At 61.0% G+C, this 26,454-nt stretch carries 22 protein-coding genes; 9 read left to right on the forward strand and 13 right to left on the reverse strand.

The features are described from left to right. Nucleotides 1-3 precede the first annotated feature (3 nt). Together EKL15_RS16400 and entS are read left to right on the forward strand one after the other, a co-directional pair. Nucleotides 4-8,514: a non-ribosomal peptide synthetase gene (locus EKL15_RS16400; RefSeq protein WP_203089893.1), complete on the forward strand. Its 8,511-nt coding sequence runs from the start codon at nt 4-6 to the stop codon at nt 8,512-8,514. Between the two features lie 60 nt (nt 8,515-8,574). Further along, nucleotides 8,575-9,858, forward strand: coding sequence for an enterobactin transporter EntS (entS, locus tag EKL15_RS16405; protein WP_203089909.1), 1,284 nt, complete (start codon nt 8,575-8,577; stop codon nt 9,856-9,858). Between the two features lie 4 nt (nt 9,859-9,862). Here the strand turns inward: entS and EKL15_RS16410 are convergent, their stop codons facing one another. After that, nucleotides 9,863-10,222 carry a helix-turn-helix domain-containing protein gene (locus tag EKL15_RS16410; protein ID WP_025302868.1) on the reverse strand — a complete coding sequence of 120 codons (360 nt, stop codon included), beginning with the start codon at nt 10,220-10,222 and terminating at the stop codon, nt 9,863-9,865. A gap of 104 nt (nt 10,223-10,326) precedes the next feature. On the opposite strand from EKL15_RS16410, the gene EKL15_RS16415 reads away from it, so the two are divergent. Then, nucleotides 10,327-10,881, forward strand: coding sequence for an NAD(P)H-dependent oxidoreductase (locus EKL15_RS16415; RefSeq protein ID WP_049199666.1), 555 nt, complete (start codon nt 10,327-10,329; stop codon nt 10,879-10,881). A gap of 37 nt (nt 10,882-10,918) precedes the next feature. On the opposite strand, the gene EKL15_RS16420 is transcribed toward EKL15_RS16415, so the two are convergent. Then, nucleotides 10,919-11,695: an NAD(P)H-dependent oxidoreductase gene (locus EKL15_RS16420; RefSeq protein ID WP_203089912.1), complete on the reverse strand. Its 777-nt coding sequence runs from the start codon at nt 11,693-11,695 to the stop codon at nt 10,919-10,921. A gap of 84 nt (nt 11,696-11,779) precedes the next feature. On the opposite strand from EKL15_RS16420, the gene EKL15_RS16425 reads away from it, so the two are divergent. Beyond that, nucleotides 11,780-12,673, forward strand: coding sequence for a LysR family transcriptional regulator (locus EKL15_RS16425; protein ID WP_087762808.1), 894 nt, complete (start codon nt 11,780-11,782; stop codon nt 12,671-12,673). Between the two features lie 13 nt (nt 12,674-12,686). Here the strand turns inward: EKL15_RS16425 and EKL15_RS16430 are convergent, their stop codons facing one another. From EKL15_RS16430 to EKL15_RS16445, 4 genes are all read right to left on the reverse strand, one after another. Next, nucleotides 12,687-13,166, reverse strand: a complete 480-nt coding sequence (locus EKL15_RS16430; protein ID WP_102984666.1) for a GNAT family N-acetyltransferase — start codon at nt 13,164-13,166, stop codon at nt 12,687-12,689. A gap of 110 nt (nt 13,167-13,276) precedes the next feature. Then, complete coding sequence (locus tag EKL15_RS16435) at nt 13,277-13,438, reverse strand: hypothetical protein (RefSeq protein ID WP_162997437.1); 162 nt, start codon at nt 13,436-13,438, stop codon at nt 13,277-13,279. A 141-nt stretch (nt 13,439-13,579) separates the two neighbouring features. After that, nucleotides 13,580-15,646, reverse strand: a complete 2,067-nt coding sequence (locus EKL15_RS16440; protein WP_203089915.1) for a TonB-dependent copper receptor — start codon at nt 15,644-15,646, stop codon at nt 13,580-13,582. A gap of 225 nt (nt 15,647-15,871) precedes the next feature. Next, nucleotides 15,872-16,270, reverse strand: coding sequence for a DUF2946 domain-containing protein (locus EKL15_RS16445; protein ID WP_203089918.1), 399 nt, complete (start codon nt 16,268-16,270; stop codon nt 15,872-15,874). 232 nt (nt 16,271-16,502) lie between these two features. Here EKL15_RS16445 and EKL15_RS16450 point away from each other — a divergent pair, with 232 nt between their 5' ends. Then, nucleotides 16,503-17,111, forward strand: a complete 609-nt coding sequence (locus EKL15_RS16450) for a class I SAM-dependent methyltransferase (protein WP_203089921.1) — start codon at nt 16,503-16,505, stop codon at nt 17,109-17,111. A 40-nt stretch (nt 17,112-17,151) separates the two neighbouring features. On the opposite strand, the gene EKL15_RS16455 is transcribed toward EKL15_RS16450, so the two are convergent. Further along, nucleotides 17,152-18,453: a sorbosone dehydrogenase family protein gene (locus EKL15_RS16455; protein WP_147839953.1), complete on the reverse strand. Its 1,302-nt coding sequence runs from the start codon at nt 18,451-18,453 to the stop codon at nt 17,152-17,154. 10 nt (nt 18,454-18,463) lie between these two features. Continuing rightward, complete coding sequence (locus tag EKL15_RS16460; protein ID WP_060418873.1) at nt 18,464-18,889, reverse strand: DUF2231 domain-containing protein; 426 nt, start codon at nt 18,887-18,889, stop codon at nt 18,464-18,466. 167 nt (nt 18,890-19,056) lie between these two features. Between EKL15_RS16460 and EKL15_RS16465 the strand changes: the two genes are divergently transcribed. Further along, entirely contained in the window at nt 19,057-19,515 is a 459-nt protein-coding gene (locus tag EKL15_RS16465) for a YbaK/EbsC family protein (protein WP_048233970.1), read from the forward strand. A gap of 85 nt (nt 19,516-19,600) precedes the next feature. Here the strand turns inward: EKL15_RS16465 and EKL15_RS16470 are convergent, their stop codons facing one another. Further along, nucleotides 19,601-19,978, reverse strand: coding sequence for a VOC family protein (locus EKL15_RS16470; protein ID WP_060418875.1), 378 nt, complete (start codon nt 19,976-19,978; stop codon nt 19,601-19,603). A 501-nt stretch (nt 19,979-20,479) separates the two neighbouring features. On the opposite strand from EKL15_RS16470, the gene EKL15_RS16485 reads away from it, so the two are divergent. After that, on the forward strand, nt 20,480-20,665 hold the full coding sequence (locus EKL15_RS16485; protein WP_203089924.1) for a GrpB family protein: 186 nt from the start codon (nt 20,480-20,482) through the stop codon (nt 20,663-20,665). 215 nt (nt 20,666-20,880) lie between these two features. On the opposite strand, the gene bla is transcribed toward EKL15_RS16485, so the two are convergent. The 4 genes from bla to EKL15_RS16505 form a co-directional block, all read right to left on the reverse strand. Beyond that, nucleotides 20,881-21,738, reverse strand: a complete 858-nt coding sequence (bla, locus tag EKL15_RS16490; protein WP_070914323.1) for a class A beta-lactamase — start codon at nt 21,736-21,738, stop codon at nt 20,881-20,883. Nucleotides 21,739-21,939: 201 nt separating this feature from the next. Continuing rightward, nucleotides 21,940-22,320: a DUF4440 domain-containing protein gene (locus EKL15_RS16495; protein WP_203089927.1), complete on the reverse strand. Its 381-nt coding sequence runs from the start codon at nt 22,318-22,320 to the stop codon at nt 21,940-21,942. Between the two features lie 85 nt (nt 22,321-22,405). Further along, nucleotides 22,406-22,918, reverse strand: a complete 513-nt coding sequence (locus EKL15_RS16500) for a hypothetical protein (protein WP_060418879.1) — start codon at nt 22,916-22,918, stop codon at nt 22,406-22,408. Between the two features lie 39 nt (nt 22,919-22,957). Further along, a complete protein-coding gene (locus EKL15_RS16505) occupies nt 22,958-23,968 on the reverse strand; it encodes a LacI family DNA-binding transcriptional regulator (RefSeq protein WP_060418881.1) in 1,011 nt (336 codons plus the stop codon). A 317-nt stretch (nt 23,969-24,285) separates the two neighbouring features. On the opposite strand from EKL15_RS16505, the gene EKL15_RS16510 reads away from it, so the two are divergent. Beyond that, nucleotides 24,286-25,209, forward strand: coding sequence for a substrate-binding domain-containing protein (locus EKL15_RS16510; RefSeq protein ID WP_180548615.1), 924 nt, complete (start codon nt 24,286-24,288; stop codon nt 25,207-25,209). 67 nt (nt 25,210-25,276) lie between these two features. Continuing rightward, entirely contained in the window at nt 25,277-26,452 is a 1,176-nt protein-coding gene (locus EKL15_RS16515; protein WP_197847678.1) for a Gfo/Idh/MocA family protein, read from the forward strand. The last annotated feature ends 2 nt before the right edge of the window (nt 26,453-26,454 follow it).

Genomic DNA, 26,454 nt, shown 5'->3' on the forward strand with positions numbered 1-26,454 from the left:
ACCATGTCAGAAACGCTTTCTTTGCCGGATACTCAGGTCGAGTATCGGGAGTATCCGCTGGTTGCAGCGCAACCGGGGATCTGGATCGCCGACCAAATCGCGCTGCGCCGCAACGGCTTCGCCGTGGCGCACTACACCGAACTGCACGGCGCTATCGATCGTTCGTCGTTGGAGCGCGCCATCCGTCAAGGGCTGGCCGAAGCGGATACGGTTCAGGCGCGATTCTTTGAGGCGCAGGACGGCCAGCCGGTGCAGCGTTTGCCGCTGATAGCCGACCCCGCACGCGTGCAGGCGCCGGAGTGGCTCGATTTCAGCGCACGGCCGGACGCCGAACAGGCGGCGCTGGCGCTGATGAACGACGATCTGGCGCAGGATCTGCCGGCAGACGGCGAGCGGCCGCTTTATCGCCATATGGTGATCCGCGTCAGCGCCGATCGCTGGTTCTGGTACCAGCGCTTTCATCATCTGACCCTGGACGGCTTCAGCTTCGAAGCCATCACCCGCCGGATCGCCGATCTCTATCGCGCGCTGCGCCACGGGCTGGCGCCGGCGGCCTCGCCGTTTACCCCGTTCGGCAAGGTGGTGGAAGAGTTTCAGCAATGGCAAACGTCGCCCGCACGTGAGCGGGCGGCCGAATTCTGGCGCCAGCATCTGCGCGATTTGCCGTCGCCGCTGTCGTTATCGACGGAAAACCGGGAGGTTGAACCGGGCGCCCAGCCGCTCAAACAGGCGCTGGTACTGCCTGAATCGCTGTTTGACGAAGCGCGGCGCGATGATGCGCTGCAGTCGCTGCAACCGGCCGATATCGTCACGGCGGCGCTGGCGATGTATCTGGCGCGCATGAGCGGCGAAACCCGCTTCTCAATCGGTTTTCCTTTCATGCGCCGGATGGGGTCGCAGGCGCTGGCGGCGGTCGGCCCGGTGGTCAACGTGCTGCCGCTGCTGCTTAACGTGACGCCGGATCTGTCGCTGGCGGACGTCTGCCAGGCCACCGTGGCGGAGATCAAGCAGGCGCGCCGCCATCAACGCTATGAGGCGGAGCAGATCAAACGCGATCTCGGCCTGGTCGGCGGCCATCAGGAACTCTACGGGCCGGTGGTCAACGTCAAGGTTTACCACGGCGCCTTGTCGTTCGACGGTCAGGCGGCCGTCACCCATACGCTGGCGATGGGGCCGGTCGACGATCTGGAGTTTGAGATCGGTTTTCGAAGCGGCGTGCTGACGCTGTCTTTGGTCGCCAACCCGGCCAAATACTCGCCGCGCACCTTGCATCATCACGCGGAGCGCATCGGCCATTGGCTGCAGCAGCTGGCGCGGCAGCCGCATCAACCGCACGGTCAACTGGCGTTGATCGGCGAAGGGGAGCTGCGTCAACTCGCGGCCTGGGGGCGTGGCGCAGAGCTGGCGCCGCCGGCGGGCATGGTCTCGATCATGGATGCGTTCCAACGCCAGGTTGAGCGCCAGCCCGAGGCGTTGGCGGTGGCCTGCGGCGACGTGCGCCTCAGCTACCGGCAGCTCTCCGAACGGGTGATGCAGCTGGGGCGAGTGCTGATCGAAAGCGGCATCGGCGCCGAAGACGTGGTCGCCATCGGCATTCCGCGCTCGGTGGACACGCTGGTCGCGCTGTTCGGCGTGTTGGCCAGCGGCGCAGCCTATATGCCGCTCGATCTGGACTATCCGCGTGAACGTTTGGCGCTGATGTGCGACGACGCGCGGCCGGTGATGTTGCTGACCCACCGCGCCACGCGGGCCAACATGCCGGATCTGCCGCAGGTATTGTGCCTGGACGACGCCCCGTGCCTGGCGCGCTGCGCGGCCGCCAAGGTCACGCCGATAACGGATGCCGAGCGGCGCATGCCGCTGAGCGAGGCGCATCTCGCCTACATGATTTACACCTCCGGTTCGACCGGCAAACCCAAGGGCGTCATGTCCACCCACCGCGGGCTGCTGAACCTGTTCCTGTCGCATCAGGCCTCTCTGTTCGGCCCGGCGATCGAAAAATTCCAGGCTCGCCACGCGCGCCGCTTGCGCGCCGGCCATACCGCCTCGTTTTCTTTCGACTCCTCCTGGGAACCGCTGTTCTGCATGATGATGGGCAGCGAACTGGTTATCTTCGATGAGGAGCTGCGCCGCGACCCCTGGGCGCTGCTGGAACAAACCCAACAGACGCCGATCGATCTGCTGGACATCACGCCGTCGTTCTTCTCGCAACTGGTGGACTGCGGCCTGCTGAAGGGGCAGTTTCCGCTGCCGTCGTTCGTGATGATCGGCGGCGAGGCGGCGACGCCGACGCTGTGGAACCTGATGCAGCAGCATCCGGAGGTGGAGATCCACAACTATTACGGCCCGTCCGAATACACCGTCGATACCCTCGGCGCGCCGGTGACGGCCGCAGACCAGCCGGTAATCGGCCGTCCCCTCGCCAATACCTCAGTTTGGCTGCTCGACAGCCGCCTGCAGCCGGTGCCGATCGGCGCGGCGGGCGAGCTGTACATTTCCGGCAAAGGCATCGCGCGCGGTTACCTGCGGCGCCCGGATCTGACGGCGGCGCGCTTTGTCGCCAACCCGTTCGCCGAAGGCGAGGTGATGTACCGCAGCGGCGATCTGATGCGCTGGAGCGCGGAGGGCCAGCTGGTGTTCATTGGCCGGACCGATCACCAAATCAAGGTGCGCGGCTTCCGCGTCGAGCTGGGGGAGGTGGAAAGCGCCTTGGCCGCCTTGCCGGACGTGGGGCGTGCGGTGGTGATCGCCGAGCCGATCGGCGCCACCTATCGCCTGATCGGCTACTGCTCAGTACAGGATGACGCGCGCCGCGCCTCGCCGGCGCTGCAAAACGAGCTGCTGGGCCAGCTGGCGCAGCGTCTGCCGGATTATATGGTGCCGGCGATCCTGGTGGTGATGCCGGAGCTGCCGCTCAACGTCAACGGCAAGATTGACCGCCAGGCGCTGCCCAAACCGCAGGAGACGCTGGCGCAAAGCATTCGCGAACCGGCCACCGAGCAGGAAAGGCTGATTTGCCGCGCGATGGCCAACTTATTGGGGATGGAGCGCGTCGGCGCCGACGACGATTTCTTTGCGCTCGGCGGCGACAGCATCTCGGCGATGGGGCTGGGCACCGCCCTGCGGCGCAACGGTTATCTGCTGCGGCCGCGCGAGATCTTCGCGCTGCACACCCCCGCGCGCATGGCGCAGGCGATGCAGCCGCTGGCCGTAGACTCTCAGGCCTCACGCAGCGTGCAGCAAGGCCCGATCGACGGGCTGCCGATCCTGCACTGGTTCGCCGAAACGGGCGATATGCATCGCCGCTTTGCGCACGGCGTTTTCCTGCGCGTGCCTGCCGAGCTGCAGCCGGAACAGCTGCGTGATGCGTTGGACCAGCTGCGCGCGGCGCACCCGGCGCTGGGCGCCAGGATCCGCGATGGCCGGTTGGTGGTTGAAGAAGCCGCTAGCGCTGAGTTCATGCAGGTTCAGGCCGTATCCGGCGAACTGGAGCCGGCGGCGGAACAGGCTTTCGACGCCGCACTTGAGCATCTCGATCCGGCGGCCGGCGCCATGATGCAGGCGATCCTGTTGCAGCGCGACGGGCAGAGCCTGGGGCTGGTGCTGGCGATCCACCACCTGGTGGTCGACGGCGTTTCCTGGCGCATCCTGCTCGAGGAGCTGCGGCAAGTGGCCGACAGCGCCATGCAGGGGCGGCCGATCACGCTGCCGCCGGAAGAAACCTCGCTCTATGAGTGGTCCGCGCGTTTACGCGCCGACGTGGAACGCCGGGAAGCCGAGCTGCCGTTCTGGCGGCAAATGCTGGCGGACGGCGTGCCGCGTTTGGGCCGGCGCGCGCTGGAACCGCAGACCGATCGCATCGCCTCGGTGAGCGAGCGGCGCACGCTGCTCGACAGCCGGTTGACCGCCGCGCTGCTCGGCACATTGCCGCAGGATTATCGCGCCCAGGTTGAAGAGATCATGCTGTGCGCGCTGGCTCAGGCCTGCCGCCGCCGTTTCCAGGCCGCTTCGCTGCGTTTCTCTCTGGAGTCGCACGGCCGCGCCGAACTGGACGACGGCCTCGATCTGGCCCGCACCGTCGGCTGGCTGACGGCGGAGTATCCGCTGCGCATCGAACTGCATGACGCCGAGCACAATGAGGCCGTGCGCGCGGTGAAACGGGCGACGCGAGCGGTGGCCGATCGCGGCGTCGGTTACGGCCAGCTGCGTTATCTGCATCCGCAGCGTGACGACCTGGCGGCGCTGGCGCAGCGCAACGCCCCGGAGATTTTATTCAACTACCTCGGGCGCTTCAGCCAGGATGAGGGGCACTGGACGCCGCAGCGCAGCCAAACCCGCTTCCGCGACGCCTTCGCCGTGGCGCAGGATGCGCAGCAGGCGCTGTCTTACGGGCTGGAAGTGAACATCTTTGTCGAAGAGCGGCGCGACGGCCCCTGCCTGGCGATCAACTGGAGCTGGCTGGAGGGAATTTTCAGCGAGAGCGACATTGCGCTGCTGCACAGCGGCATCGAGCAAGCGGTGCGTTCACTGTGCGAATTTGCCGAACGTCATCCCGAACGCGCGGCGGCGACGTTGGTGGCGGCCGAGATCGCCCAGCCGGGCGCCGACGATGAGGCGGTGCGCGCCTGGGAGCGGGAGTGCGGGCCGTTAGCCGCGGCGCTGCCGCTGTTGCCGCTGCAACACGGCCTGCTGTTCCATGCGCAGACGGCGCAGCAGGGCGGCAGCTATAACTCGCTGACGCGCCTGAGCCTCTGCGGCGAACTGGACGCGCATCAACTTCAGCAGGCGCTGGATGCGGTGATCCGCCGCCATCCGCAATTGGCCGCCCGATTCAACCGCGAGGGCGAGCCGCTGCAGCTGATACCGCAGCAAAGCCATTGGCCGCTGGACAGCCACGCGCTGCCGCCGCTGACGGAAGAACAAGAAGCGCAGGCACTGCACCGGCTGGAGCAGCAGGAACTGCAGCGCGATCTGTTCAACCAGCCGGGCGCGATGCTGCATGCGCTGTGGGTCAAACACGGCGATAGCGAACGCTACACGCTGTTCCTTAACGCGCACCACCTGATCGTCGACGGCTGGTCGACGCCGGTGGTGCTCAACGATCTGATGCTGGCCCTGCGTGAAGGCGAGCAGGCGTTGCCGCCGCTGCGTTCGAACTATGCCGATATCGTGCGCCGCCTGACCGCGCGGGATGCCGAAGCCTCGCGCCGCCTGTGGCGCGAGACGCTGCAGGACGTGCGCCCGACGTTGCTGTTCGGTGAAACGCAGGACGAACGCGTGCATGAGCTGGAAATGACGCTGCCGCCGGCCGAGGAAAGGCGCTTGCTGACCCTGTGCCGCGAACGCGGGTTGACGCTCAATACCGTAATGCAGGGCATTTGGGCATTGCAGCTGGCCAGCTGTTGCGGCCAGCAGGACGTGGTGTTCGGCTCGCCGGTTTCCGGCCGTTTTGGCCAGATAGAAGGGATCGAGGAACACGTCGGCCTGTTCAGCAACACGCTGCCGGTGCGGGTTCGTCTGCAGCACGATCGTTCGTTGACGGAGCAGTTGACCGACCTGCAGCACCGGCAGATTGAACTGCTGGAGCACGATGATTTGGGGTTGGGGGAAATTCAGCACCTGGCCGGGGCGGGCACGCTGTTCGATACGCTGTTGGTGGTGGAGAACTACCCGGACAACGACGCTCTGCTGGGCGGCACAGGATCGCTGCGCTGCGACGCCATCCGCAACAAAGGCTATACCCACTATCCGCTGACGCTGCTGGTGCTGCCGGGCGAACGTCTGCGCCTGCTGATGGAGTACCGCGCCTCGGTGCCGCAGCCTGAGCGCTTCGCCGCGCGGCTGATGGCGCTGCTGCAACAGTGGATCGCCCAGCCGGATCTGCCGCTGCCGCGCTGGCAGTTGCAAACCCCGCAGGAGCAGGCGCTGATCGCGGCGGTTAACCGCACCGGGCAGGCGGTGGCGGACACCACCTTGCATCAGGCGATCGCCGATCAAGCGCGGCGCACGCCGGAACGCATCGCACTGCAGGATGCCGGGCACAGCCTCAGCTACCGTGACATGCAGCGCCAGGCCGCGCTGCTGGCCGAGCGGCTGACGGCGGCCGGCATTCAGCCGGGGGATATCGTCGCGGTGGCGTTGCCGCGCTCTGTGCGTCTCAGCCTGGCGCTGACGGCGATTGTGCAGACCGGCGCCGCCTGGTTGCCGCTGGACACCGGCTACCCGGACGAGCGGCTGGCCTACATGGTGGAGGACGCCAAGCCGCGGCTGATTATCACCGAAAGCGCGTTGGATACCCGCTTCGCCGCGCTGGCGCCGACGCTGCTGTTCGATGCGCTGGACGAGAGCGGGCGCGAACCGGCGCCGCGCCAACCGGCGGGGAACGGCGATTATCCCGCCTACGTGCTGTATACCTCCGGCTCTACCGGGCGGCCGAAAGGCGTGGTGGTGAACCACCGGGCGATCGTCAACCGCCTGTTCTGGATGCAGCACGAGTATGCGCTCGATGCGCAGGACGTGGTATTACAGAAAACGCCGTGCAGCTTCGACGTTTCCGTCTGGGAATTCTTCTGGCCGCTGATGGTCGGCGCACGCCTGGTGATGGCGCCGCCGGAGGCGCACCGCGATCCGCAGGCGCTGACGACATTGATCGACAACTATGGCGTGACCACGCTGCATTTCGTTCCGTCCATGTTGGCTATCTGGGTGGAGGCGCTGAACGAACGGGCGCCACAGCGCGCCGCCGCCAGCCTGAAACGCGTGTTCTGCAGCGGCGAAGCGCTGTCGTGTGAACTGGCTTCCCGCTATCAGGCGTTGGTTACCGCGCCGCTGCACAACCTGTACGGCCCGACGGAGGCGGCGGTCGATGTCACCTACCAACCGGCGTCCGGCGCGGCATTGGCGGCGGTAAACGGCGCCGGCGTGCCGATCGGCAAACCGGTCTGGAACACCCAGCTGAGCATTCTTGACGCCATGCTGCGGCCGGTGCCCGTCGGCTGCGCCGGCGATCTTTACCTGCGCGGCATTCAGCTGGCCGATGGCTATCTGCATCGGCCGGGGCTGACGGCGCAGCGGTTTGTCGCCGATCCCGCCGGCAATGGCGCGCGCATGTATCGCACCGGCGATATCGCCCGCTGGCTGGAAGACGGCAGCGTCGAGTATTTGGGGCGCAGCGACGATCAGCTGAAGATCCGCGGCCAACGCATCGAGCTGGGCGAAATCGAGCAGGCGCTGCTGGCGCAGCCGGGGGTAGCGCAAGCGGCGGTGCACGCCATCGAGCTGGGCGAGGGCGCGACGGGGCTTGGCGGCGCCGATATGCGCCAGCTGGTCGCCTGGCTGATCGCCCAACCGGGCGTGACGCTGGACACCGCCGTGCTGCATCAGGCGCTGGAGCAGCGTTTGCCGGCGCACATGATGCCGGTCAGCTATGTCATGACCGACCGCTTTCCGCTCAGCGCCAGCGGCAAGCTGGATCGCAAGGCGTTGCCACGGCCGCAGCTGGCCCTGCAAGCCGGGCGTGCGCCGCAGGGCGACAGCGAACGCCTGCTGGCGGCGCTGTTCGGGGAACTGTTGGGGCGCGAGACGGTGTATGCCGACGACGACTTCTTCGCGCTGGGCGGCCATTCGCTGCTGGCGATGCGCCTGGCGGCGGAGCTGCGTCGGCGCGTCCCGCGGCCATTGAGCGTCGGGCAGATCATGTTCGCCCGCAGCCTGGAGAAGATGGCGCACCTGCTCGATGACGCGCAGGCGGCCAACTCGGCCGAGAGCCGCGGCGTCGGCGAATGCCTGCAGCTGCGGGCCGGCCAAGGCCCGGCGCTGTTCTGCCTGCATCCCGCTTCCGGTTTCGCCTGGCAGTACTCGGGGCTGAGCCGTTATCTGCCGGGGAACTACCCCATCATCGGGCTGCAGTCGCCAAGACCGGATGGTGCTATCGCCACCTGCGAGGATATCGAGCAGATGGTCGATCGTCATCTCGCCCATCTGCGCCGCCTGCAGCCGCAGGGGCCTTACTACCTGCTGGGCTATTCGCTCGGCGGCACGCTGGCGCATTCGATGGCCGCGCGCCTGCAGCAGCAGGGCGAAGAGGTGGCGTTCCTTGGGATGCTGGATACCTATCCGCCGGAAGGCCAGGATTGGACCGGCCCCAGCGAGGAGGAGGCGCAGAAAGAGGTGGCGCAGGAGCAGGCCGAGTTTATGGCGGAAGATCATGGCGATCCGGCGCTGATGGCGGAGAAGGCGGCGATGTTCGACAGCATCGTCGCCAACTACCGCGACGCGGTGCGCATTCTGTCCCAGGCGCGCAGCCGGCGTTTCCACGGCACGGCAACGCTGTTTGTCGCCGACCAGACGCTGCCGCCGGAGATGGATATCGACGCCGTGTGGGCGCCGTATCTGGATGGGCTGATCTGCCATCACCAGCGCTGCGAACACGCGGACATTCTGTCGCCGGCTTCGCTGGAGACGCTCGGCCCGCTATTGCACGAGCTGCTGACGCGGCAATACGGGTTGGTATAACGCAACCGGGCCGGGGGGCGTGCGTCCCGGCCCGTACTAAAACATGATATGCAGGACACTATGGCCAGACCTTCTTTTTTTCTTGATTTCAGCTTGCTGAGAAGCAATGCGCATTTCCGCGCGATTTTCTGCGCCCGCATGCTGTCGGTGTTTTCCCTCGGCATGTTGGCGGTGGGGGTGCCGATCCAGATCCAGGCGATGACCGGCTCCACGTTGCAGGTGGGCGTGGCGGTGGCGCTGGACGGGGTGGGCATGTTTATCGGCCTGATGCTGGGCGGCGTACTCGCCGATCGCTACGATCGCCGCAAGCTGATCCTGTTTGCGCGCGGCACCTGCGGGCTGGGCTTTGCCGCCCTGAGTCTGAACGCCTTCGCACCGGCGCCGTCGCTGTGGGCGCTTTACCTGCTGGCGGCCTGGGACGGGTTCTTCGGCGCGCTGGGCATGACGGCGCTGATGGCGGTGATCCCGCTGCTGGTCGGGCGCGAAAACCTGGCGGCGGCGGGGGCCTTGAGTATGGTAACGGTGCGCATCGGCGCGATCCTGGCGCCGGCGCTGGGCGGGATCATCATCGTGTTCGGCGGCGTGGGGCTGGCGTTCGCCGTGGCCGCCGCCGGGACGCTGGGCACCCTGATCCCGCTGGTGCGCCTGCCGACGCTGTTGCCGCAGCAGCAGGAGCCGGAACACCCGCTGCGCGCGCTCGCCAGCGGCTTCCAGTTTGTCTGGCGCAATAAGGTGGTGGGGTCGGTGGTGCTGCTGGGAATGCTGATGAGCATCGTCGGCGCCGTCAGGGTGCTGTTCCCGGCGTTGGCGCAGGACGCTTACCACGTCGGCGCGTCCTCTATCGGCCTGATGTATTCCGCGGTGCCGCTCGGCGCGATGCTGGGCGCGCTGACCAGCGGCTGGGTGGGGCGATACGCTCGTCCCGGCGTACTGATCCTGGTCGCCGCCATCGTCGCGTTTACCGCTATCGCTTCGCTGGGGCTGTTCAGCCACCTGGCGCCGGCGCTGCTGGCGCTGGTGTGCTACGGCTACGCCAACGCCATCGCTTCGCTCCTGCAATTCATGCTGATCCAGAGCAACACGCCGGATCATCTGCTGGGGCGGGTGAACAGCCTCGGCACCGCGCAGGACGTAACCGGCGATTCGATCGGCGCGCTGGGGCTCGGCGTACTGGGCAGGGTGTTTACTCCGTTGATGAGCGTGCTGTCGTTCGGCGCATTCGCCGCCGTGCTCGGCGTGCTGGTGGCCTTCAGCGTGCGCACGCTGCGCCAGTGCCGGCCGGCGGACGCGTTGGTCGAGCACGATGAGCCCGCTGCGGCAACCTCAGCGGCGGCAGACAACTAACCCGTCACGGCACCGGCTGTTCCGGCCGGTGCTGCTCCCCCCAGTTGCACATCATGTCGATCACCGGGATCAGCGAACGCCCGCGCTCGGACAGACTGTACTCCACCTTGGGCGGGATCTGCGGATACTCCTTTCTCACCACCAGGCGATCTTTTTCCAGCTCTTTGAGCGTCGAACTCAGCGTTTTGTACGAAATGGTGCCGATGCAGCGCTGCAGCTCGTTGAACCGCAATACCGGCTTATACAACGCCAGCCAGTAGAGAATAATCATTTTATATTTGCCGTTGATCACCGACAGCGTATAGCCATAGCCGGTGTCTTCGAGGCTGATGCCCGTTGGGCTGCAGTGGGATTCAGCGGTCATTGGGTACTTTCTCCAGGGTAAGTATATGTCGCGAGTGTGCGTATTTTACATTGTTCCAGCATAACCTATGATGCGCCGATAGACACCTGACTGGAGAAATCGATATGAAAACCTTGGTGGTGGTGACCCATCCCGATATGGCGAACTCGGTGGTCAATAAACGCTGGCTGGAGGAGCTGCGGCGCTATCCGGAGCGGTATACCGTGCACGAACTGCATCAGGCCTATCCGGATTGGCAGATCGACGTCGCCCAAGAGCAGCGGCTGATTGAAGCCCATGACAACATCGTACTGCAGTTCCCGATTTTCTGGTTCAGCAGCCCGCCGCTGCTGAAAAAATGGCTGGACGACGTGCTCACCTACGGCTGGGCCTACGGTTCCCGCAGCGGCTATAAGATGCAAAACAAGAAGCTGGCGTTGGCGGTCACGGCGGGAGTGCGTGCAGAGGATTATGCGCGCGACGGGCGCTATCGTTATTCGCTGGAGGAAATCTTCCGGCCGTTTGAAGTCACCGCCGGCTACGTGCGGGCCGACTATGCCTCGTTCTTCGCCTTTTACGGCAAGGAGGCCGCGTCGGACGGCACGGTGGAGCCGCTGCAATCCCACGAATTGGATCGCAGCGCGCAAGGCTACCAGGCATTTCTCGCCGCCCTGAATTAATGGCACGCCCCGGATGCGCCCGGGCGTGCGCATCCGGCTACTCGATGTGAACGCCGAAACCGTCTTGCCCCGGCGCGAGATGCGCTTTCAGCGTCAGCTGCGGGATCAGATAGTCACCGGCGTTCTGCCGCCGAAAGCGGATTGGCTCGGCGTTCCACAGATTATCCAGCCGCTGCCCGAGCTGCTCGCACAGGGCGGCAAAGCGCGCCTCATCGGTTTTGCCGGCGCGGTAGGTGACGAACGGCGGCAGCACCTCGAAGCCTGGGTAGTGCAGCATGCCGTGCTGGATCGGGAACAGGATATCGTCGATCGGCCCGTTGATGCCGCGCGGGGCGTAATGGGATTCCCAGCCGCCGGCGGTGACGATCAGCATCGCCCGTTTGCCCGCCAGCGACCCCTCGCCGTAACGGTCGCCCCAATGGGTGTCGGAATGCTCACCTACGCCGTAGGCAAAACCGTAAGCATAGACACGCTCGAACCAGCCTTTCAGAATCGCCGGCATCGAGAACCACCACAGCGGAAACTGCAGCAGCACCGCATCCGCCCAGCGCAATTTTTGCTGCTCCCGTTCGATATCGGCGCTCTGCATGCCGTTGGCGAACGCGCGCTGCGAATCCAGCGAAGGATCGAAACGAGCCGTTGCCGGGCCTTCCAGACTGTCGTCAGCGTCGAGCGCCGCTTTCCACTTCATGGCGTACAGGTCGGACACCTGTACCTGATGGCCGGCCTGCGTCAGGCGTTCAACGGCGAAGTTTTTCAGTGAGCCGGTCAGCGACAGCGGCTCCGGGTGGGCGTAAACAATCAGCACATTCATAACAGCTCTCCTTGGTGTGAGAGCTGCAGGTTAGGGCGCTAGTCGGTATATTAGAAATGAATTGCTGTTATCCCAGGTATAACTATGAATAATTTAAGGCGGCTGGACCTCAACCTGTTGGTGACGCTCGACGCGCTGCTGGCAGAGCACAACGTCACGCGCGCGGCGCAGCGGCTCAATTTCTCCCAGCCGGCGGTCAGCGTGCATCTCGCCAAACTGCGGGCGATCTTTGACGATCCGCTGCTGTTGCCCGGCCCGCGTGGCATGCGTCCGACCGCCAGAGCGGAACAGCTGCGGGAACCGTTACGTCAGGCATTGGCGGCGCTCGAGTTGGCGGTGACGCCGGCGACGCCGTTCGATCCCGCCGTGGCGACCGATACCTGGCGCGTGGCTGCCTTTGACTACGGCGAATCCACCATCGTGCTGCCGGCGCTGAACGGTTTACGCACGGCGGCGCCCGGCACCCGGCTGGCGGTGTTGGAGATCGCCCCGGCGCGCCTCGCCAAACGGATGGAGCAAGGGGAAATCGACCTGGCATTTCATACCCGAGAAGGTGCGCCATCCGGCCTGCGGCAGCGCACGCTGTTTAGCGAACGCTATGTGCTGGTGGGCCGGGTCGGCCACCCCAAGCTGCATGCCAGGCTGACGCCGGCGCAATTTTGCCAATTGGAGCAGGTGATGGTCTCGCCGGACGGCGGCGGGTTCTATGGTATGACCGACAGGGCGTTGGCGGACGTGGGGCTGACGCGGCGGGTGGTGCTTTCCGTGCCACATTTTCTGTTCGTTATCTCGGTGCTGACGCAGTCCGATTTGGTGGCGATGCTGCCTGAGCGGCTGGTGCGCAATCAGCCTTTATTACAACGGCTCGAGCCGCCGCTGGCGGTGCCGGGCTTTGAAATGACCATGCTGTGGCACGAACGATCGCACCGGGATCCCGCTCACCGGTGGCTGCGCGAACATATCGTGCGTTCAGTGTGAGCGGGTTGGCGGGTTAAAGGGAGAAGCGTTTTTTGATTCTGTCGATCGGCGTGCCATCGCTGAGCGGCACCTGCGGCAAACGGTCGTAATCGCGAAAGCCCATTTTGTGATAGTAGGCGAGGCCACCGACGTTATCCGCCCGAATGGTGGCGTTGATGTGCTTGAAACCGTGCGACTTCGCCGCCGCTAATGTGGCAGGGAACAACGCACTGCCGACGCCGCGCACCTTCGGCGACAGGCGGGAAAAGGTGGCAATATCTGCGGTATCGGGCGGCAGAACATCATCTGCGCTCAGCGCCTGGAAGCCCACCAACAGCCCATCCACCTCCGCGACCTGGCAGCTCAGCGCATTGCTGCCGCTGATGAACCATTCGCTGAATTCGGCGGGGGTAAGGGGTGTTTCTATCGCCGTCGTGCCGCCGGCGGCGATCACGTCATTCAATAACTGCGTCAGGGCTTCAGCGTCTTGCGGGGTTACCGTTCTGATCTTCATTGCGTTGCTATCTCCTATGATGAATCGGCTGGAACCATCGAAAGAAGATAGACGCAGGCGTCCGATAATGAAATATCGGAACGTGCCGGACCAAAAGACAGTAAGGGGAATTACATGAACAGGAAGCGGTCGGCCAGCGGAACCCCACGTTCGAGGCGCGGCGGCAACGCGTCGTCACGATCGTCAGGCCGAGCAGCCTGCGGCGCGGCGTCTTCGGCTTTTTCAATCATCAGCTCGCCGAGCAGGGCCAGAAAACGAGTGAGCTTTTGCATATTCCCTCCGGATCCTTGATTACATTGAGAGTGATACTAATCGCCGCTCAACCGAATGGGAAAAACTTAAAACTCATATCCTAAGAACCGGATCGCATATCGCCTGACCGGGCGACGGTTGCCCATCGCCCGGTGTACGGTTTAGAAGGTGACGTTAACCTTGGCCCACAGGGTGCGACCTGGTTCATTCACCGCGCTGTTGGCCGAATACCCGAAGGCGCTGTTGCCCGCCAGGTTGAGGTGTTCGCTGTAGGTCTTGTTCAGGATGTTATCCAGACCGGCGCTCAGCTTGACGTTTTTATTCACCTTGTAGGCGGCGTTGGCGGAAAGCACGCCGAAGCCGGCGCTTTCGGCAAAGTCTTTGCCTACCACGTTGCCTTCGTTGATCGCCACGCGGTGTTGGCTGCTGACCAAACGCCACAGGCCGGTGCCGCTCCAGTCGCCGTACTCATAGGTGAGCCCCAGACGCGCCTCCAGCGGCGGGATCTGCGGCAGCGGCCGGCCGTCGCTGGTGTTTTTGCCCCAGGAGTAGGCCAGGCTGGCGTCGGTTTTCCAGTGCTCGCTCAGCTGGTAACCCATGCCCATTTCGCCGCCCATGATGTTGGCGTTGACGTTATCGGCCTGGCTGAGACGCGCGTTGTGCGGATCGTATTTGAACAGGATGAAATCATCGACGCGGCCTACGTAAGCGGAGACCCAGCCGTTAAAGCGTTTGCCGTTGTACTGCGCGCCGATGTCGAGCTGCGTGGTTTTTTCGCTCTTGACGCTGGAGAACGGATCCTTGCTGCCGTTCGGGCCGAGCTTCGGCGAGAACAGCTCCCAATAATCCGGGAAGCGCTCGGTATAACCGACGCCGGCATACAGCATCAGCGGCAGGTCGGCCAACGTATGCTCAAGACGCATAAAGCCGCTCGGCAGGGTATCCGAACGCTCCCCGTCGCTGCCGCTGCGGAAATTCTCCACCAGGGTGCGGTCAAGACGCGCGCCGCCGATCAGTTTATCCTGTTCGCTGGTGGACCAGGTCAGTTCACTGAAGGCGCCGTAGCTGTTGAACTGGGCGTCTTTTTCCCAGCTGCCGCGGCTCATGCTGCGATGGGTGTTGGTTTGGGTGTCCACGCCGCTTTCAAGCTTCACGTCCTGCCACTGCCAGGTGCCCATCACGCGGCCGCCGACGGTGCGGCGATCGAGCTGCATCGTCATGCCGGAGGACATCATGTGCCCGCCGTGGCCGCCCATGCTCATAGCGCCATGGCCCCCGTGGCCACCCATGCCGCCGCTGCCCGGCGAGCGCAGGGTAACGTTGTCCATCACGTGGTTGGCGTAGTTGTAGTAGACCTGCGCTTCCAGCTTATCCAGCACCTCGCCGATGTTGGATTTTTCCACCCGCATGCCCAGGCTTTCGCGCTTGAACTGCGAACCGTCCATGCTGCGGCCGGCATAGCGCGCTTCGCCGTTGCCGCGGCCCATGGTCACTTCCAGCAGCGTGTCGTTGCCCGGCGTCCAGCCGAGCGCCAGATCGCCATTCCACTTGTCCCAGCGTGACGGCACGCGCGTATTCGTTCCGTCCTGATAGTCGTTGGAGCGGGATTTGTTGGCCATCACCCGCAGGTAGCCTTGTTCGGCACCGAGGCTGGCGTCGATATTCTCGTCCCAGCGGCCGTTGGAGCCGGTCAGTACGCTGGCGCTGCCCTTGATGCCCGGCTTGTCGAAGCGCGGGCGCTCGCGCTCGAAACGCACCGTGCCCGCAGACGATCCCGGCCCCCACAGCACCGTCTGCGGCCCCTTGGTGATGGTCAACAGATCGAAGCTTTCCGGCGAGATGTAAGAGGTCGGCGCATCCATCCGCGATGGGCAGGCGCCCAGCATTTCCGAACCGTCGGTGAGGATCTTCAACCGCGAACCGAACATGCCGCGGAACACCGGATCGCCGTTGGTGCCGCCGTTGCGGATTTGCGAAAAGCCGGGGATGGTTTTCAGGTAGTCCGAACCGTCGCTGGCCGGCACCGGCTGGCGCGGGGTTTTCGGCGAGGTGACGATGGTCAACGGGGAGTAGAGCGGCGCGGTGACGGTGATCACGTCGCCATCATTAACCTGGGCGTCGGTAGGGTGCTGATGCGCCTGCGCCGCGTGGCCGGCCAGCAGGAACAGCGGCATGGCGGTAGTGATGGCGCGGGTAACGGCGTTCTTTTTATAAGTCGGTTTAAACATCATCTTTCCTTAAGCTAACTCTTTTCCGTTCTTGGCCGTGGGATTATTCAGGCGTGGAGCGGCCTGGCGAAAATCACCATCGGAAAATACGGGGGTTAATTCCATCAACGTGGAAATAACCGGATTAATAATGTCGTCTCGATGATTAACCGTTGGGCGAATTAATTCCGCCGGGTTGAAGCGATCAACGGCAATACAGAGAGCGGCAATGGGCTTATTGTTAAATCAGAGGAAAGAGACGGGGGGCGCGCGCGGCTGTAATTCGGTGTGAACGACGTGGGCAAACAGGGGAACGAGATAGTGAATCGGCGGCGGGCGCGAAGCCAGCAACTGGGACCAGAACAGCGGGGCGTGGCTCACGTCCAGCAGCGGCGCGTGCAGCAACAGCACGCAGTAGCCGCAGGCGCTGTCGTCCATCATCGCCATGTTGTGATGGCCGCCGCCGTGCTGCATCAGCGGCTGTGAGGCTTTTTCAGGCTCAGGCGGCGGCGAGTGCATCCCGTGATGCATCGGCATCTCCATGCCGCAATCCGCCATGACGGTCGTTCCAGCACTTCCGGCGCGTACATGCTCCAGGGATCGCGAGACCACCGGCGCAATGAACAACATCAGAATGGCAAACATCCCTAACCAGGCGGCGGCCCGATGTCGCGATGCAGAGCGCTGAATTAACGACACAATCAACCTAAAAAAAGGGTTAACACAGGGTAGGGAATTGTACTGGTTTATGTCGAAATGTTAAAACCTTTTATTTCTGGTCAACGGTCTGTTGATGAATATATTATCGGATAAGCGCTTTAATTCTGACCAAAGGCTATTTTTTTTTTGCACCAATCACGTGACGGGGACAATATTAATGACGGAAAAACTGGCGAGCACCATTATCCCGCTTTATGACGAACATGCCGCCGCCTGGGAACGCCTCAGACCCACCACGCTGTTTGAACGGCCGTGGCTCGATCGCTTTTTGCAGCTCACCCCGGCCAATGCGCGGCTGCTGGATCTCGGCTGCGGCAATGGCGCGCCGATCGCCGCCTATTTTATCGAACAGGGGTATCGGGTCACCGGCGTCGACGGTGCGCAGGCGATGATCGCGCACTGCCGGCAGCGTTTTCCTCAGCAGGAGTGGCGACAAATGGATATGCGCCAGCTGGATTTGGCGACGAAGTTCGACGGCCTGCTGGCCTGGGACAGCTTCTTTCATCTGGCGCGCGACGATCAGCGCCGCATGTTTCCGCTGTTCAGACGACATGCCGGGCCGCACGCCGCACTGATGTTCACCAGCGGCCCAGCCGACGGCGTGGCGATCGGCAGCTTCGAAGGCCAGCCGCTGTTTCACGCCAGCCTGGCGCCGGAGGAGTACAGACGTTTATTGCAGGAGAACGGCTTCCGCGTGGTTGACCATGTGGTGGAAGATCCCGCCTGCGGGGGAAGAACGGTCTGGTTGGCGCAGGGTATTGAGTGACAATGTCACGGGCAGATTCCCCAGAACCTGCCCGTTAACGTTATTTAGCGCTGACGCGCCAAACGGTGTTGCCCACGTCATCCGCAATCAGCAGGGCGCCGGCCTTGTCGACCGTTAATCCTACCGGTGCGCCATAGAGTTCCTTCTCGTCGTCGGAGACAAAGCCGGTGACTACCGCTTTGAGTTTGCCGACCGGCTTGCCTTGCTCAAACGCCACGTAGCTGACCCGGTAGCCGTTCAGCGGCGAGCGATCCCAGCTGCCGTGCTCACTGACAAAGGCGCCGCCGCGATACTCGGCCGGCAGTGCGTTCGCGGTATAGAACAGCAGCCCCAGCGGCGCGACGTGCGAGCTGAGGGCGTAGTCCGGCTTGATGGCTTTCGCCACCCGGTCCGGCCGCGCCGGCTGCACCCGCCGATCGACGTGCTGGCCGAAATAGCTGTAAGGCCAGCCGTAGAAGCCGCCGTCCTGCACCGAGGTCAGGTAGTCCGGCACCAGATCGGCGCCAATCTCGTCACGCTCGTTGACGATCGCCCACAGCTTGCCGCTGTGCGGTTCCCACTGCAGCCCGGTTGGGTTGCGCAGGCCGCTGGCGAAGACACGGCTGGCGCCAGAGGCGGTGTCCACTTCCAGCACGGCGGCGCGCCGGTACTCTACGGCCAGGCCGTTTTCGGTGATGTTGCTGTTGGAACCGACGCCGACATACAGCTTTTTACCGTCCGGGCTGGCCAGCAGGGCCTTGGTCCAGTGGTGGTTGATGGTGTCCGGCAAGTCGGCCAGCTCTTTACCCGCATCGCTGATGCGCGTTTCGCCCGGCTGATAGGTGTACTGCATGATGTTGCCGGTGTTGGCCACGTACAGGGTGTTGCCAATCAGCTGGACGCCGAATGGGGAATCGAGCCCCTCGAGGAAAACATGCTTTTCCCAGCGGCCGTCGGCGGTTGGGCGCAGCAGGGTGATGCGGTTACCGCCTTTGCCCCCTTTACCGGACTGGCCTTTCACCAGCCCGGCGATCAGCTGCTTGGGCGTGCTCACCGCCTCCGTGCCCGGCCCGTTGGCTTCCACCACCAGGACATCGCCATTCGGCAGGGTAAGCAGCTGGCGCGGATGCAGCAAACCGTCCGCCACCTTATCGATTTTCAAACCCTCGGCCACTTTCGGCATCTGGTTCTGTTGCCAGCCGACGCCCTTTGGCACCTGCATCGGCGGCATCAGGAAGTTTTGCGCCGCCGGCAACACCGGATCCGGCCCCATTTGTTGTTCCGGCGAAATGACGGCGCTGTTATCGCAGCCGGCCAGCGCCAGCACGGCGGAAAGCGCAATCGCGGTGGATGATAGCTTCATGAAAACCTCCTTATTTTGCGCGGGCGCCCACGGCCAGCAGAATGTTGGCGAGGCTCAGCAGCGCGACCACGATCGCAGACAGCACCAGGCCTTGCGGCACCACGGCATACGCATCCCGGCTATGCACGAAAGCGTTAATGATGGCGAGAACGATGGCGATCAGATTCAGCCAGAAATGGAGCTTGACCGGTGAGCCCTGCAGCCGGCCGCTGCCGAACCACACCTGAACCAGGTTAATCAGCCGGGGAATAATGGCAAAAACCAGGCCGATGGCGATCAGCCAGCTGGCACCATTGACCCACTGAATATTCGCCGTGCAGGCATAGATGATGTCGAAAATCAGCGCCGCGGTGAAAAATCCGTAGGGGAGCGGATTGAGCCATTCATAGACGGCCACCGCGGCCGCTGAAGGCCTTGCTGTGGTTTGCGTTGTCATGCAGGTATCTCCATGAAAAATGATAGGTAAAAAGGCGTAGGCCCCTTAAAGCTTTGTTCAGATTCACCGATTTGAACAATTTTGATTCTCATTTTTAGCATGCGATGTTAAAACCAGAACCCTCACTGCGGCATTATCAATGGCTTAGCAACATCGGGAGGAAGGACATGAGTATAGAGCGCGTTCAGCGATTTCTGGCCGAGCACGCCCCGGAAACGGCGGTGACGGTGCTGACAAAGAATACCGCCACGGTGGCGCTGGCGGCGGAAGCCTTTGGCGTGGAGAGCGGGCAGATCGCCAAGACGCTGTCATTTCGCGTGAACGACGGCGTGGTGCTGTTGGTGATGGCGGGAACCGCCAGAATCGACAACAAGAAGTACAAACAATTCTTCGGCGTAAAGGCGCGCATGCTGCCGGCGGAGGAGGTGGAGGCGCTGACCGGCTATCCGCCCGGCGGCGTTTGCCCCTTTGCCGCACCGGCAGCGGTGAGAATTTACTGCGATCGCAGCCTGTGCAGCTACGGTGAAGTGCTTCCGGCAGGTGGCAGCGATAACTCAGGCGTGAGAATTGCGCCACAGCGGCTGGCCAGCATCACCGGAGCAGAGTGGATTGACGTGACGGGGTAACGTTAAGTGACGTCGTCACAACTGCGTTATGTTAAATTCGATGTGTTACCTCGTGATTAATCTACTGTTTTAACAGGAAAAATCATTAGCTCATCGGGTTATGGCAAACCGCTTCGATATTGTGGCCATCCGGGGCGATCACAAATGCCGCATAGTAGTGGGCATGGTAATTGGGCCGTAAACCGGGTGCGCCATTGTCTATGCCGCCGGCATTTAGCGCAGCGTGGTAGAACGCATCAACCTGTTCACGGCTGCTTGCGGCAAATGCCAGGTGCAGGTGTGCCGGCTTTTCATCGGTTTGAAACAGGCACAATGACACGTTACCCCGATCGGGACAAAGTTCGACGCCATAGCCGGGCTCGCCTTCGGCAACGATCTTTACGCCCAGCGGCGCCAGCGCATTGAGGAAAAACGCTTTGCTAAGGGCAAAGTCGCTGACGCCAAATTTCACATGGTCAAACATGGAGAGGCTCCTGGAGCATGGAAGAATATTCCCATTCAGTATAGCCAACGCCGTGGTGGGCGCCGAAAGCGATACAAACGCACGCCAATGCGTATTTAGCATACAAATAGTGCCCGTTTAAGTGACGCGTTTGGGAGAAATCTGCAGTATCTTAGCCGCCACGTTTTATCAGATTTCACGTAGCGCGATCAAAAAAGCAGGGGATTTCTGGCCAATATCGGCAGGTATGCGCCTTAGAAATCATGTCCGGTCATCATTACTGAAGCGGGAAATGGCAGCACGCAGCATCACGGTCGAGGGCTATGATCTCTGGAATACTATCAAGATGAAGCGCTGAAACTACGCGAGATATTGGCTGGTGTGTTAACGGCAATTCATCATATCGGTAGTACAGCAGTGCCAAACCAACGATTGATATCTTGCTGGAGATTGAAAGCCTGGCGGCGTTGGATGGTGTGAATGACAAGATGCATGATATGAGATCTACGCCGCGTGGCGAGAATGGCATTACCGGCAGGCGTTGCTGCAGCAAGTGAACAGGCGATCAGACAGTTGGCGTTCAGAGATTTTCTGCGCAAGCATCATGGTATTGCAGAGCAACACAAACACCAGGCAGCAGAAGACCGTCGGCAAAACCCGGCGGCTTATGGCCGGTTGAAAAACGAATTAGTTCAGCGGCATGAGTAGCCGGCGCCGGCATGGTTGGCCGCAGGAGAAAGCCCATGAATCAGGCCTGGACGGCAGAATCCACATATCACCACCAAGGTGCGCATAATGTATATTATGTTAAATTGAACGTGATGAATGCTAACCGCCATGGCGTGGAGCTTTCCTGAGTACGTAACTCTCTGCTGCTTATCGGGGCTCTTCCATAGAACCCCTAACCTCTTACTACTATCCTCTTAGTGGCTAAGGTATTCGTCAAATATATGCGAACCTAAAGTACGGATCACCGCTGAGCGTTCATCCAAAGAGGTATCCGCTTTTCTCACATAGATGCTGATGAATACAGGATCATGATTATTTGACCAGACCATCGACGTTATCCCTCTGACACCATAATCACTTGCACCTGACCTATCGGCGATTTTCCATCCTTTAGGAAGAGACGCTCTAAGCATATTATCAGCGACTTTGTTATTGACCATCCATTCTTTCAATTGCGCTTTTGATGCATCGCTGAGAACTTCGCCGGTCAAAATTTTCTTGATACTCTTGCTCATCGCATCAGGAGTCGTTGTATCTCGCAAATCATCCACGGGATTGACCGTCAATTCTGGCTCATATCGGTCAGAGCGAGTAACCGTATCTCCTATAGATCTCATAAATTCGGTCAGAGCTTCTGGTCCTCCACCCGAAAAAATAGCAAAATTAGCTGCTGTATTATCACTGTATTCATTGGCCGCTTTACAGGCTTGCTCAAGCGTAAATGGCTTGTTCATATAATCTTTAGCAACGGGTGAATAGGTCACAATATTTTTTTCAGTCACTACCATAGAATGATTTAATGAAAGCTTCTTTGCATCAACCTTTGCCAGGACATTGGCACAAGCAATTGATTTAACTGTGCTATCTAAAGGAAAGCGTTGGTTTCCATTTATAGAAATCGTTTTATCATCTGAAGATAGAATTGACAACCCTACCTTCCAGCCCTCTTTTTCGTACTGTTTAACTTGATCTTGTAAAGTCAAAGCAAAAGCAGAGGGTGCCATAGGCATGCTTAATACCAATGTGGCAAATATTGTAAGTCGCAATTTCATAGCAAACCTTTTATAGTCAATGTTTATATAATGAAATTATTCCAGCATAAATATAAGGTTTAATTTATGCAGGGTTTTGTTTTTCCTCATGATTATATTTTATTTTTTATGGTTAACAAATGATGATAATTTTTAGTAGCCTATAGAAAAACTTATAGCGTGAGTTAAATGACTCCATTCGATCAGCTTTTTAAACTCTGCTCAATCCTCTGCCGGCGTACCTTGATGAAAGCGCATCTGCCAACCCGCCTTTTCCGTCAGCAGCCAGATCGATGAGCGTTCAGTGCAACGAACGGCGCGGCCCTGCGCATCACGCTGAAAACTTTTGTACGTCAGCAACACGGCGCTTTCACTGATTTTCGCCAGCTTAAAACCTTCGGCGAAAATTGGCGGATAATCCGTTTCCATCTCCAGCGCCGCAACGGTTTGGCATTTGTCATAACGTAGGCCTGAACGACCAATCTCTTCAAAGTCTTCATGCAACAATGCCGCGACATGTTTCGGATCGCAGCGCGTTGTTAGCTGGTGCAGTTCAACCTCAAGCGCCTGAATTTGGCTAAGCCACTGTGCAAAATGGGTCAAAATGCCCTCCTTTTTGATCGCGCTACGTGAAATCTGGCAAACTTTGGCAGTCAATCTACATCTGAATGACACTCGTGAAACCTGACTATTCCCAGGATTCCTTCTCATAGGGTTTTTGCCAGTTTTTTTCCGTGACGGGCACCAGTTCCCCGTTGAACGTATAGGTACAACAGCGGCATCTCACCGGCACATCTTCTGCGGTGAATGCCGGGTTCACTTTCTGCAGTATCCCGTGCTCATCTATGCATAGCCCGCTGTAATAGCTCGACTCACCACAACAGACATAGCTCTGCCAGTTTTTACGGTGCAGCGCCACCAGGTAAAAAATAGGTGCTTCTTTATCCAACCGACTAACCGCTTCGCTGTGCACTTCACTCCAGGGTTGGCCCACTTTACTGAGCAAAAATTGAAATAGCGGCGTGTAATCCATGCCATGTTGTATCCGCCCATGCATGCTTTCACGCAGCGGCAACTGCTCATCATCCAGCTGTTTGCTATGCCGTTCCCAGCGGTACTCACCACCGCTGGCTATGGGCCCTCTGGATGTCACGCTTTCTCTTCTATAGAGTTTTTTCTTTCTATCTCGATGTGCTCTCATCAAGCCTCAATAGTGACATTGTCACACAAAAAGAAATCCTTACGCCGGTTTCCCAGCCAAATGCGACCGCCGAACCCGCAACTCTCCGTGCCGCCAGGCGCCGTCTGCCGTGGCGCGATTGTCGATCAGGCGATTCAAAGCCTCCTCGACCAGCCGGTCGATGCGTTGGCTGTAGCTGGTCAGCGCCCAATTGGCTGAGCCGGCTTCATCGATATCGTCGAAACCGACCACGGCCATCGCGGACGACGGCGCCGTTTGCCTGAGCGCTTCGAGCGCCCCCAGCGCCAACACGTCGTTCTCGCAGAACAGCGCCTCAACCCGCTCGCTTTCCGGCGTTGCCTGCAGGTATTCGCTCATCAGCTGGAAACCGCGTTGGCGATCGTAGTGGCCGGCGGTGAGCACCCGATCCAACTGAAAGCCGGCAGCCATCAGTTTGTCGCGGTAGCCTTCCATGCGCAGCAAATGGCTGCTTTGCGTGTCCGGCCCCTTCATGTAGCCAAAGCGCCGATGCCCTTGTTCTATCAGCAACTCAGCGATCTCTTCGCCGGCGCGGTAACCGTCGATATTGACCACATCAATGTGTTCACTTTCCGTATTGCGGCACACCTGCACCAGCGGGATCTGATGCAGGTCTTGCGCGATCGCCGCCCACTCTTGGGTTAACACCGTCGCCAGGAACAAAATGCCATCGACCTGCAGCTGATCGGCCATCGCCATCACCGCCCGGTAGTTTTCCCCGGCGGTGATGTTCAGCAGCAGCGCCATATAGCCGCGGGTTTGCAGCTGTTTGGTGACCATATCGAGCATCATCATCGAATGCGGGTTCTTCATCTCGTCGATGGCCACGCCGATGATGTGCGTGCGTTTTTGCGACAGGCTGCGCGCCAGCAGGTTTGGCCGATAGCCCAACTCGGCCGCCGCCGCCAGTACGCTTTCACGCGCGCTGTCCGAGATCGACGCGCCGGGCGTAAAGGCGCGCGATACCGTCCATTTAGAGACGCCGGCCTTTTCGGCGACGTCGCTGGCGGTGGCTTTGTGGTGTTTTATCATGGTTGCGTCGATCCCGGCTTCGATGAAGTCAAACTATACCCTGCTCGCTCAGATCCCCTAAGCGCCCGTCGGCATTCCTGCTGCAATTATGTCCCGTTTTTGCACCCGATTGCAATTTGTTGTGCAACCGGGTGCAAAAGGTAAAGAGTTTGTGATCGTCCACGCTGTTTTCACCTTTCCCCAGTTGACCGAATTTTATCCATAGCCGACATTCACGGTGGCATTCAGAGACTCATCGCCGTCTTGTCTCTTGTTTTGCACCCGGTTGCAAATACACTGCTTTAACACAACACCTCTCATCTCGACAGGATACCGTAATGAAAAAAACCAGACTGCTGTTGATGTTAGCCTGCTCGCTGTTTGTCGTGACCGCCCAGGCCAAGACCTACCAGGTCGGCGTGGCACTGGCCAACTTCGATCTCAACTTCGTCTCCATTCTGCGCAGCCAAATGGCACGAGAACTGGCTGCGCAGCAGCTGCAGGGCCAGTTCGTCGATGCCAAGGGCGATGTTGCCCTGCAGGTGCAGCAGGTAGACGATCTGATTAATCAGGGCGTGGATGCCATTATCCTCAACCCGGTCGATACGCAAGGCGTCCAGCCGATGATAGCGGCCGCCCAACGTGCCGCGATCCCCCTCATCTTCGTCAACCGCAAACCCGAAGTGCCGCTGACCGGCGCGACGGCCTACGTCGGCTCCGACTCGGCGCTCAGCGGCCGCCTGCAGATGGAGGCCCTGGCGAAAAAAATGAATTACCGCGGCAACGTGGCGATCCTGATGGGTGCCCTCTCCAACGAAGAAACCCGCGAACGCACCCGTGCGGTAGAAGCGGTAATCGCCACACACAAAGACATGAAAGTGGTAGAGAAACAGACCGCCAAATGGCAGCGCAATGAAGCGGTCGACGTGGTTTCCGGCTGGTTGCTGAACGGCACGCCGATCGATGCGATCGCCGCCAACAACGATGAAATGGCCATCGGCGCGATCATGGCGCTGAAGCAGGCCAAAAAGAATGGCGTGCTGGTCGCCGGTATCGACGGCACGCCAGACGGCCTGCAATTTATCAAAAGCGGCGACCTGGCGGTGACCATTTTCCAGGATGCCAAAGCCCAGGCGATCGGCGCGGTGCAGGTGACCCGAGCGATGTTGGATCACACTAAAACCGAGCCTTACAACTGGGTGCCTTATGCCACCGTGACGCGAGAAAACTACCCGCAATTTGCACAGATGAACCAGAAATAAACCGTTGCCACTCTCTTTTTAAACCCATTTTGCACCCGAGTGCAAAACCACAGTATCAGGAGTCAGCATGTTAAATGGTGAAAGAAGCATCCCTCGCCCGCTGCGTTGGGCGATGATCGGCGGCGGCCGCCTCAGCCAGGTGGGCTACAAGCACCGTTCCGGCGCACTGCGCGACAACACCGCTTATCGGCTGGTTGCCGGCGCTTTTGATATCGACGCGGCGCGCGGACGTGAGTTTGGCGTCAACCTCGGCGTGCCCGCCGAACGCTGCTATGACAACTATCAACAGCTGCTGGATCAAGAAGCCGACCGCGAAGATGGCGTTGAGGTGGTGACCATCGCCACCCCCAACGGCACCCATTATGCAATCACGCGCGCCGCGCTGAATGCTGGCCTGCATGTCATCTGCGAAAAGCCGCTGTTCTTCAGCACGGCGGAGGCGAGAGAAATCAAGGCGCTGGCGGCGGAGAAAGGCCTGATCGTCGGCGTAACCTACGGCTTCTCCGGCCATCCGCTGCTGATGCAGATGCGCGCCATGATCGCGAACGGCGACATCGGCGAAATACGCATGGTCGAATTGCAATACACCCACGGTTTCAATGCCAACGAAAGCGCGGACACGTTCGAGGCGCAAAAGTGGCGCGTCGATCCGAAAATCGCCGGCCCCTCTTTTGTGCTGGGCGACATCTCCACCCATACCTTCTACATCTCGCAGCTGGTGATGCCCGATATGAAGATTGCCTCCCTGCTGTGCGATCGCCAGAGCTTTATTCCTTCTCGCGCCCCGCTGGAAGACAACGCCATGGTGCTGATGCACTACGAAAACGGCGCCGTCGGCCGCATGTGGGCCTCCGCCGTCAATGCGGGCGCGATGGACAGCCAAAGCATCCGCGTGGTGGGCTCGCTCGCCAGCCTGCAGTGGAGCGACGCTGCCCCCGGCGAATTGCGCCATGAGATCCAGGGGCGGCCCAACCAGATCCTGCACCACGGCATGCCCTATCTGGACGACAGCGCCCTGGCCGAAGAGAGGCTCGGTGCGCTGCATACCGAAGGGCTGGCCGAATCCTGGGCCAATATCTACCTCAAGTTCGCCATCGCCATCAGCGCCAGCCAGCGCGGCGATCGGCAGACGCTGGCCACGCTGATCTATCCGGATATCGACGCCGGATTGGAAGGCGTGCGCTGGATTGAAAACTGCGTTCGTTCCGCCGACAACGGCGCCACCTGGGTTAATTACCAATAAGG

The sequence above is a fragment of the Serratia sp. 4542 genome, from assembly GCF_016805595.1.
Classification (GTDB): Bacteria; Pseudomonadota; Gammaproteobacteria; order Enterobacterales; family Enterobacteriaceae; genus Serratia; species Serratia nevei.

Excerpts from the sequence above, each read along its gene's own strand:
- EKL15_RS16455 (WP_147839953.1), bottom strand. The coding sequence starts at position 18,453 with ATGAAGCTATCATCCACCGCGATTGCGCTTTCCGCCGTGCTGGCGCTG.
- EKL15_RS16425 (WP_087762808.1), top strand. The coding sequence starts at position 11,780 with ATGAATAATTTAAGGCGGCTGGACCTCAACCTGTTGGTGACGCTCGAC.
- EKL15_RS16485 (WP_203089924.1), top strand. The coding sequence starts at position 20,480 with ATGGCATTACCGGCAGGCGTTGCTGCAGCAAGTGAACAGGCGATCAGA.
- EKL15_RS16510 (WP_180548615.1), top strand. The coding sequence starts at position 24,286 with ATGAAAAAAACCAGACTGCTGTTGATGTTAGCCTGCTCGCTGTTTGTC.
- EKL15_RS16400 (WP_203089893.1), top strand. The coding sequence starts at position 4 with ATGTCAGAAACGCTTTCTTTGCCGGATACTCAGGTCGAGTATCGGGAG.
- EKL15_RS16445 (WP_203089918.1), bottom strand. The coding sequence starts at position 16,270 with ATGTTTGCCATTCTGATGTTGTTCATTGCGCCGGTGGTCTCGCGATCC.
- EKL15_RS16435 (WP_162997437.1), bottom strand. The coding sequence starts at position 13,438 with ATGCAAAAGCTCACTCGTTTTCTGGCCCTGCTCGGCGAGCTGATGATT.
- EKL15_RS16465 (WP_048233970.1), top strand. The coding sequence starts at position 19,057 with ATGAGTATAGAGCGCGTTCAGCGATTTCTGGCCGAGCACGCCCCGGAA.
- EKL15_RS16430 (WP_102984666.1), bottom strand. The coding sequence starts at position 13,166 with ATGAAGATCAGAACGGTAACCCCGCAAGACGCTGAAGCCCTGACGCAG.
- EKL15_RS16410 (WP_025302868.1), bottom strand. The coding sequence starts at position 10,222 with ATGACCGCTGAATCCCACTGCAGCCCAACGGGCATCAGCCTCGAAGAC.
- EKL15_RS16420 (WP_203089912.1), bottom strand. The coding sequence starts at position 11,695 with ATGAATGTGCTGATTGTTTACGCCCACCCGGAGCCGCTGTCGCTGACC.
- EKL15_RS16460 (WP_060418873.1), bottom strand. The coding sequence starts at position 18,889 with ATGACAACGCAAACCACAGCAAGGCCTTCAGCGGCCGCGGTGGCCGTC.
- EKL15_RS16415 (WP_049199666.1), top strand. The coding sequence starts at position 10,327 with ATGAAAACCTTGGTGGTGGTGACCCATCCCGATATGGCGAACTCGGTG.
- EKL15_RS16440 (WP_203089915.1), bottom strand. The coding sequence starts at position 15,646 with ATGTTTAAACCGACTTATAAAAAGAACGCCGTTACCCGCGCCATCACT.
- bla (WP_070914323.1), bottom strand. The coding sequence starts at position 21,738 with ATGAAATTGCGACTTACAATATTTGCCACATTGGTATTAAGCATGCCT.
- EKL15_RS16470 (WP_060418875.1), bottom strand. The coding sequence starts at position 19,978 with ATGTTTGACCATGTGAAATTTGGCGTCAGCGACTTTGCCCTTAGCAAA.
- EKL15_RS16515 (WP_197847678.1), top strand. The coding sequence starts at position 25,277 with ATGTTAAATGGTGAAAGAAGCATCCCTCGCCCGCTGCGTTGGGCGATG.
- EKL15_RS16450 (WP_203089921.1), top strand. The coding sequence starts at position 16,503 with ATGACGGAAAAACTGGCGAGCACCATTATCCCGCTTTATGACGAACAT.
- EKL15_RS16505 (WP_060418881.1), bottom strand. The coding sequence starts at position 23,968 with ATGATAAAACACCACAAAGCCACCGCCAGCGACGTCGCCGAAAAGGCC.
- EKL15_RS16500 (WP_060418879.1), bottom strand. The coding sequence starts at position 22,918 with ATGAGAGCACATCGAGATAGAAAGAAAAAACTCTATAGAAGAGAAAGC.
- entS (WP_203089909.1), top strand. The coding sequence starts at position 8,575 with ATGGCCAGACCTTCTTTTTTTCTTGATTTCAGCTTGCTGAGAAGCAAT.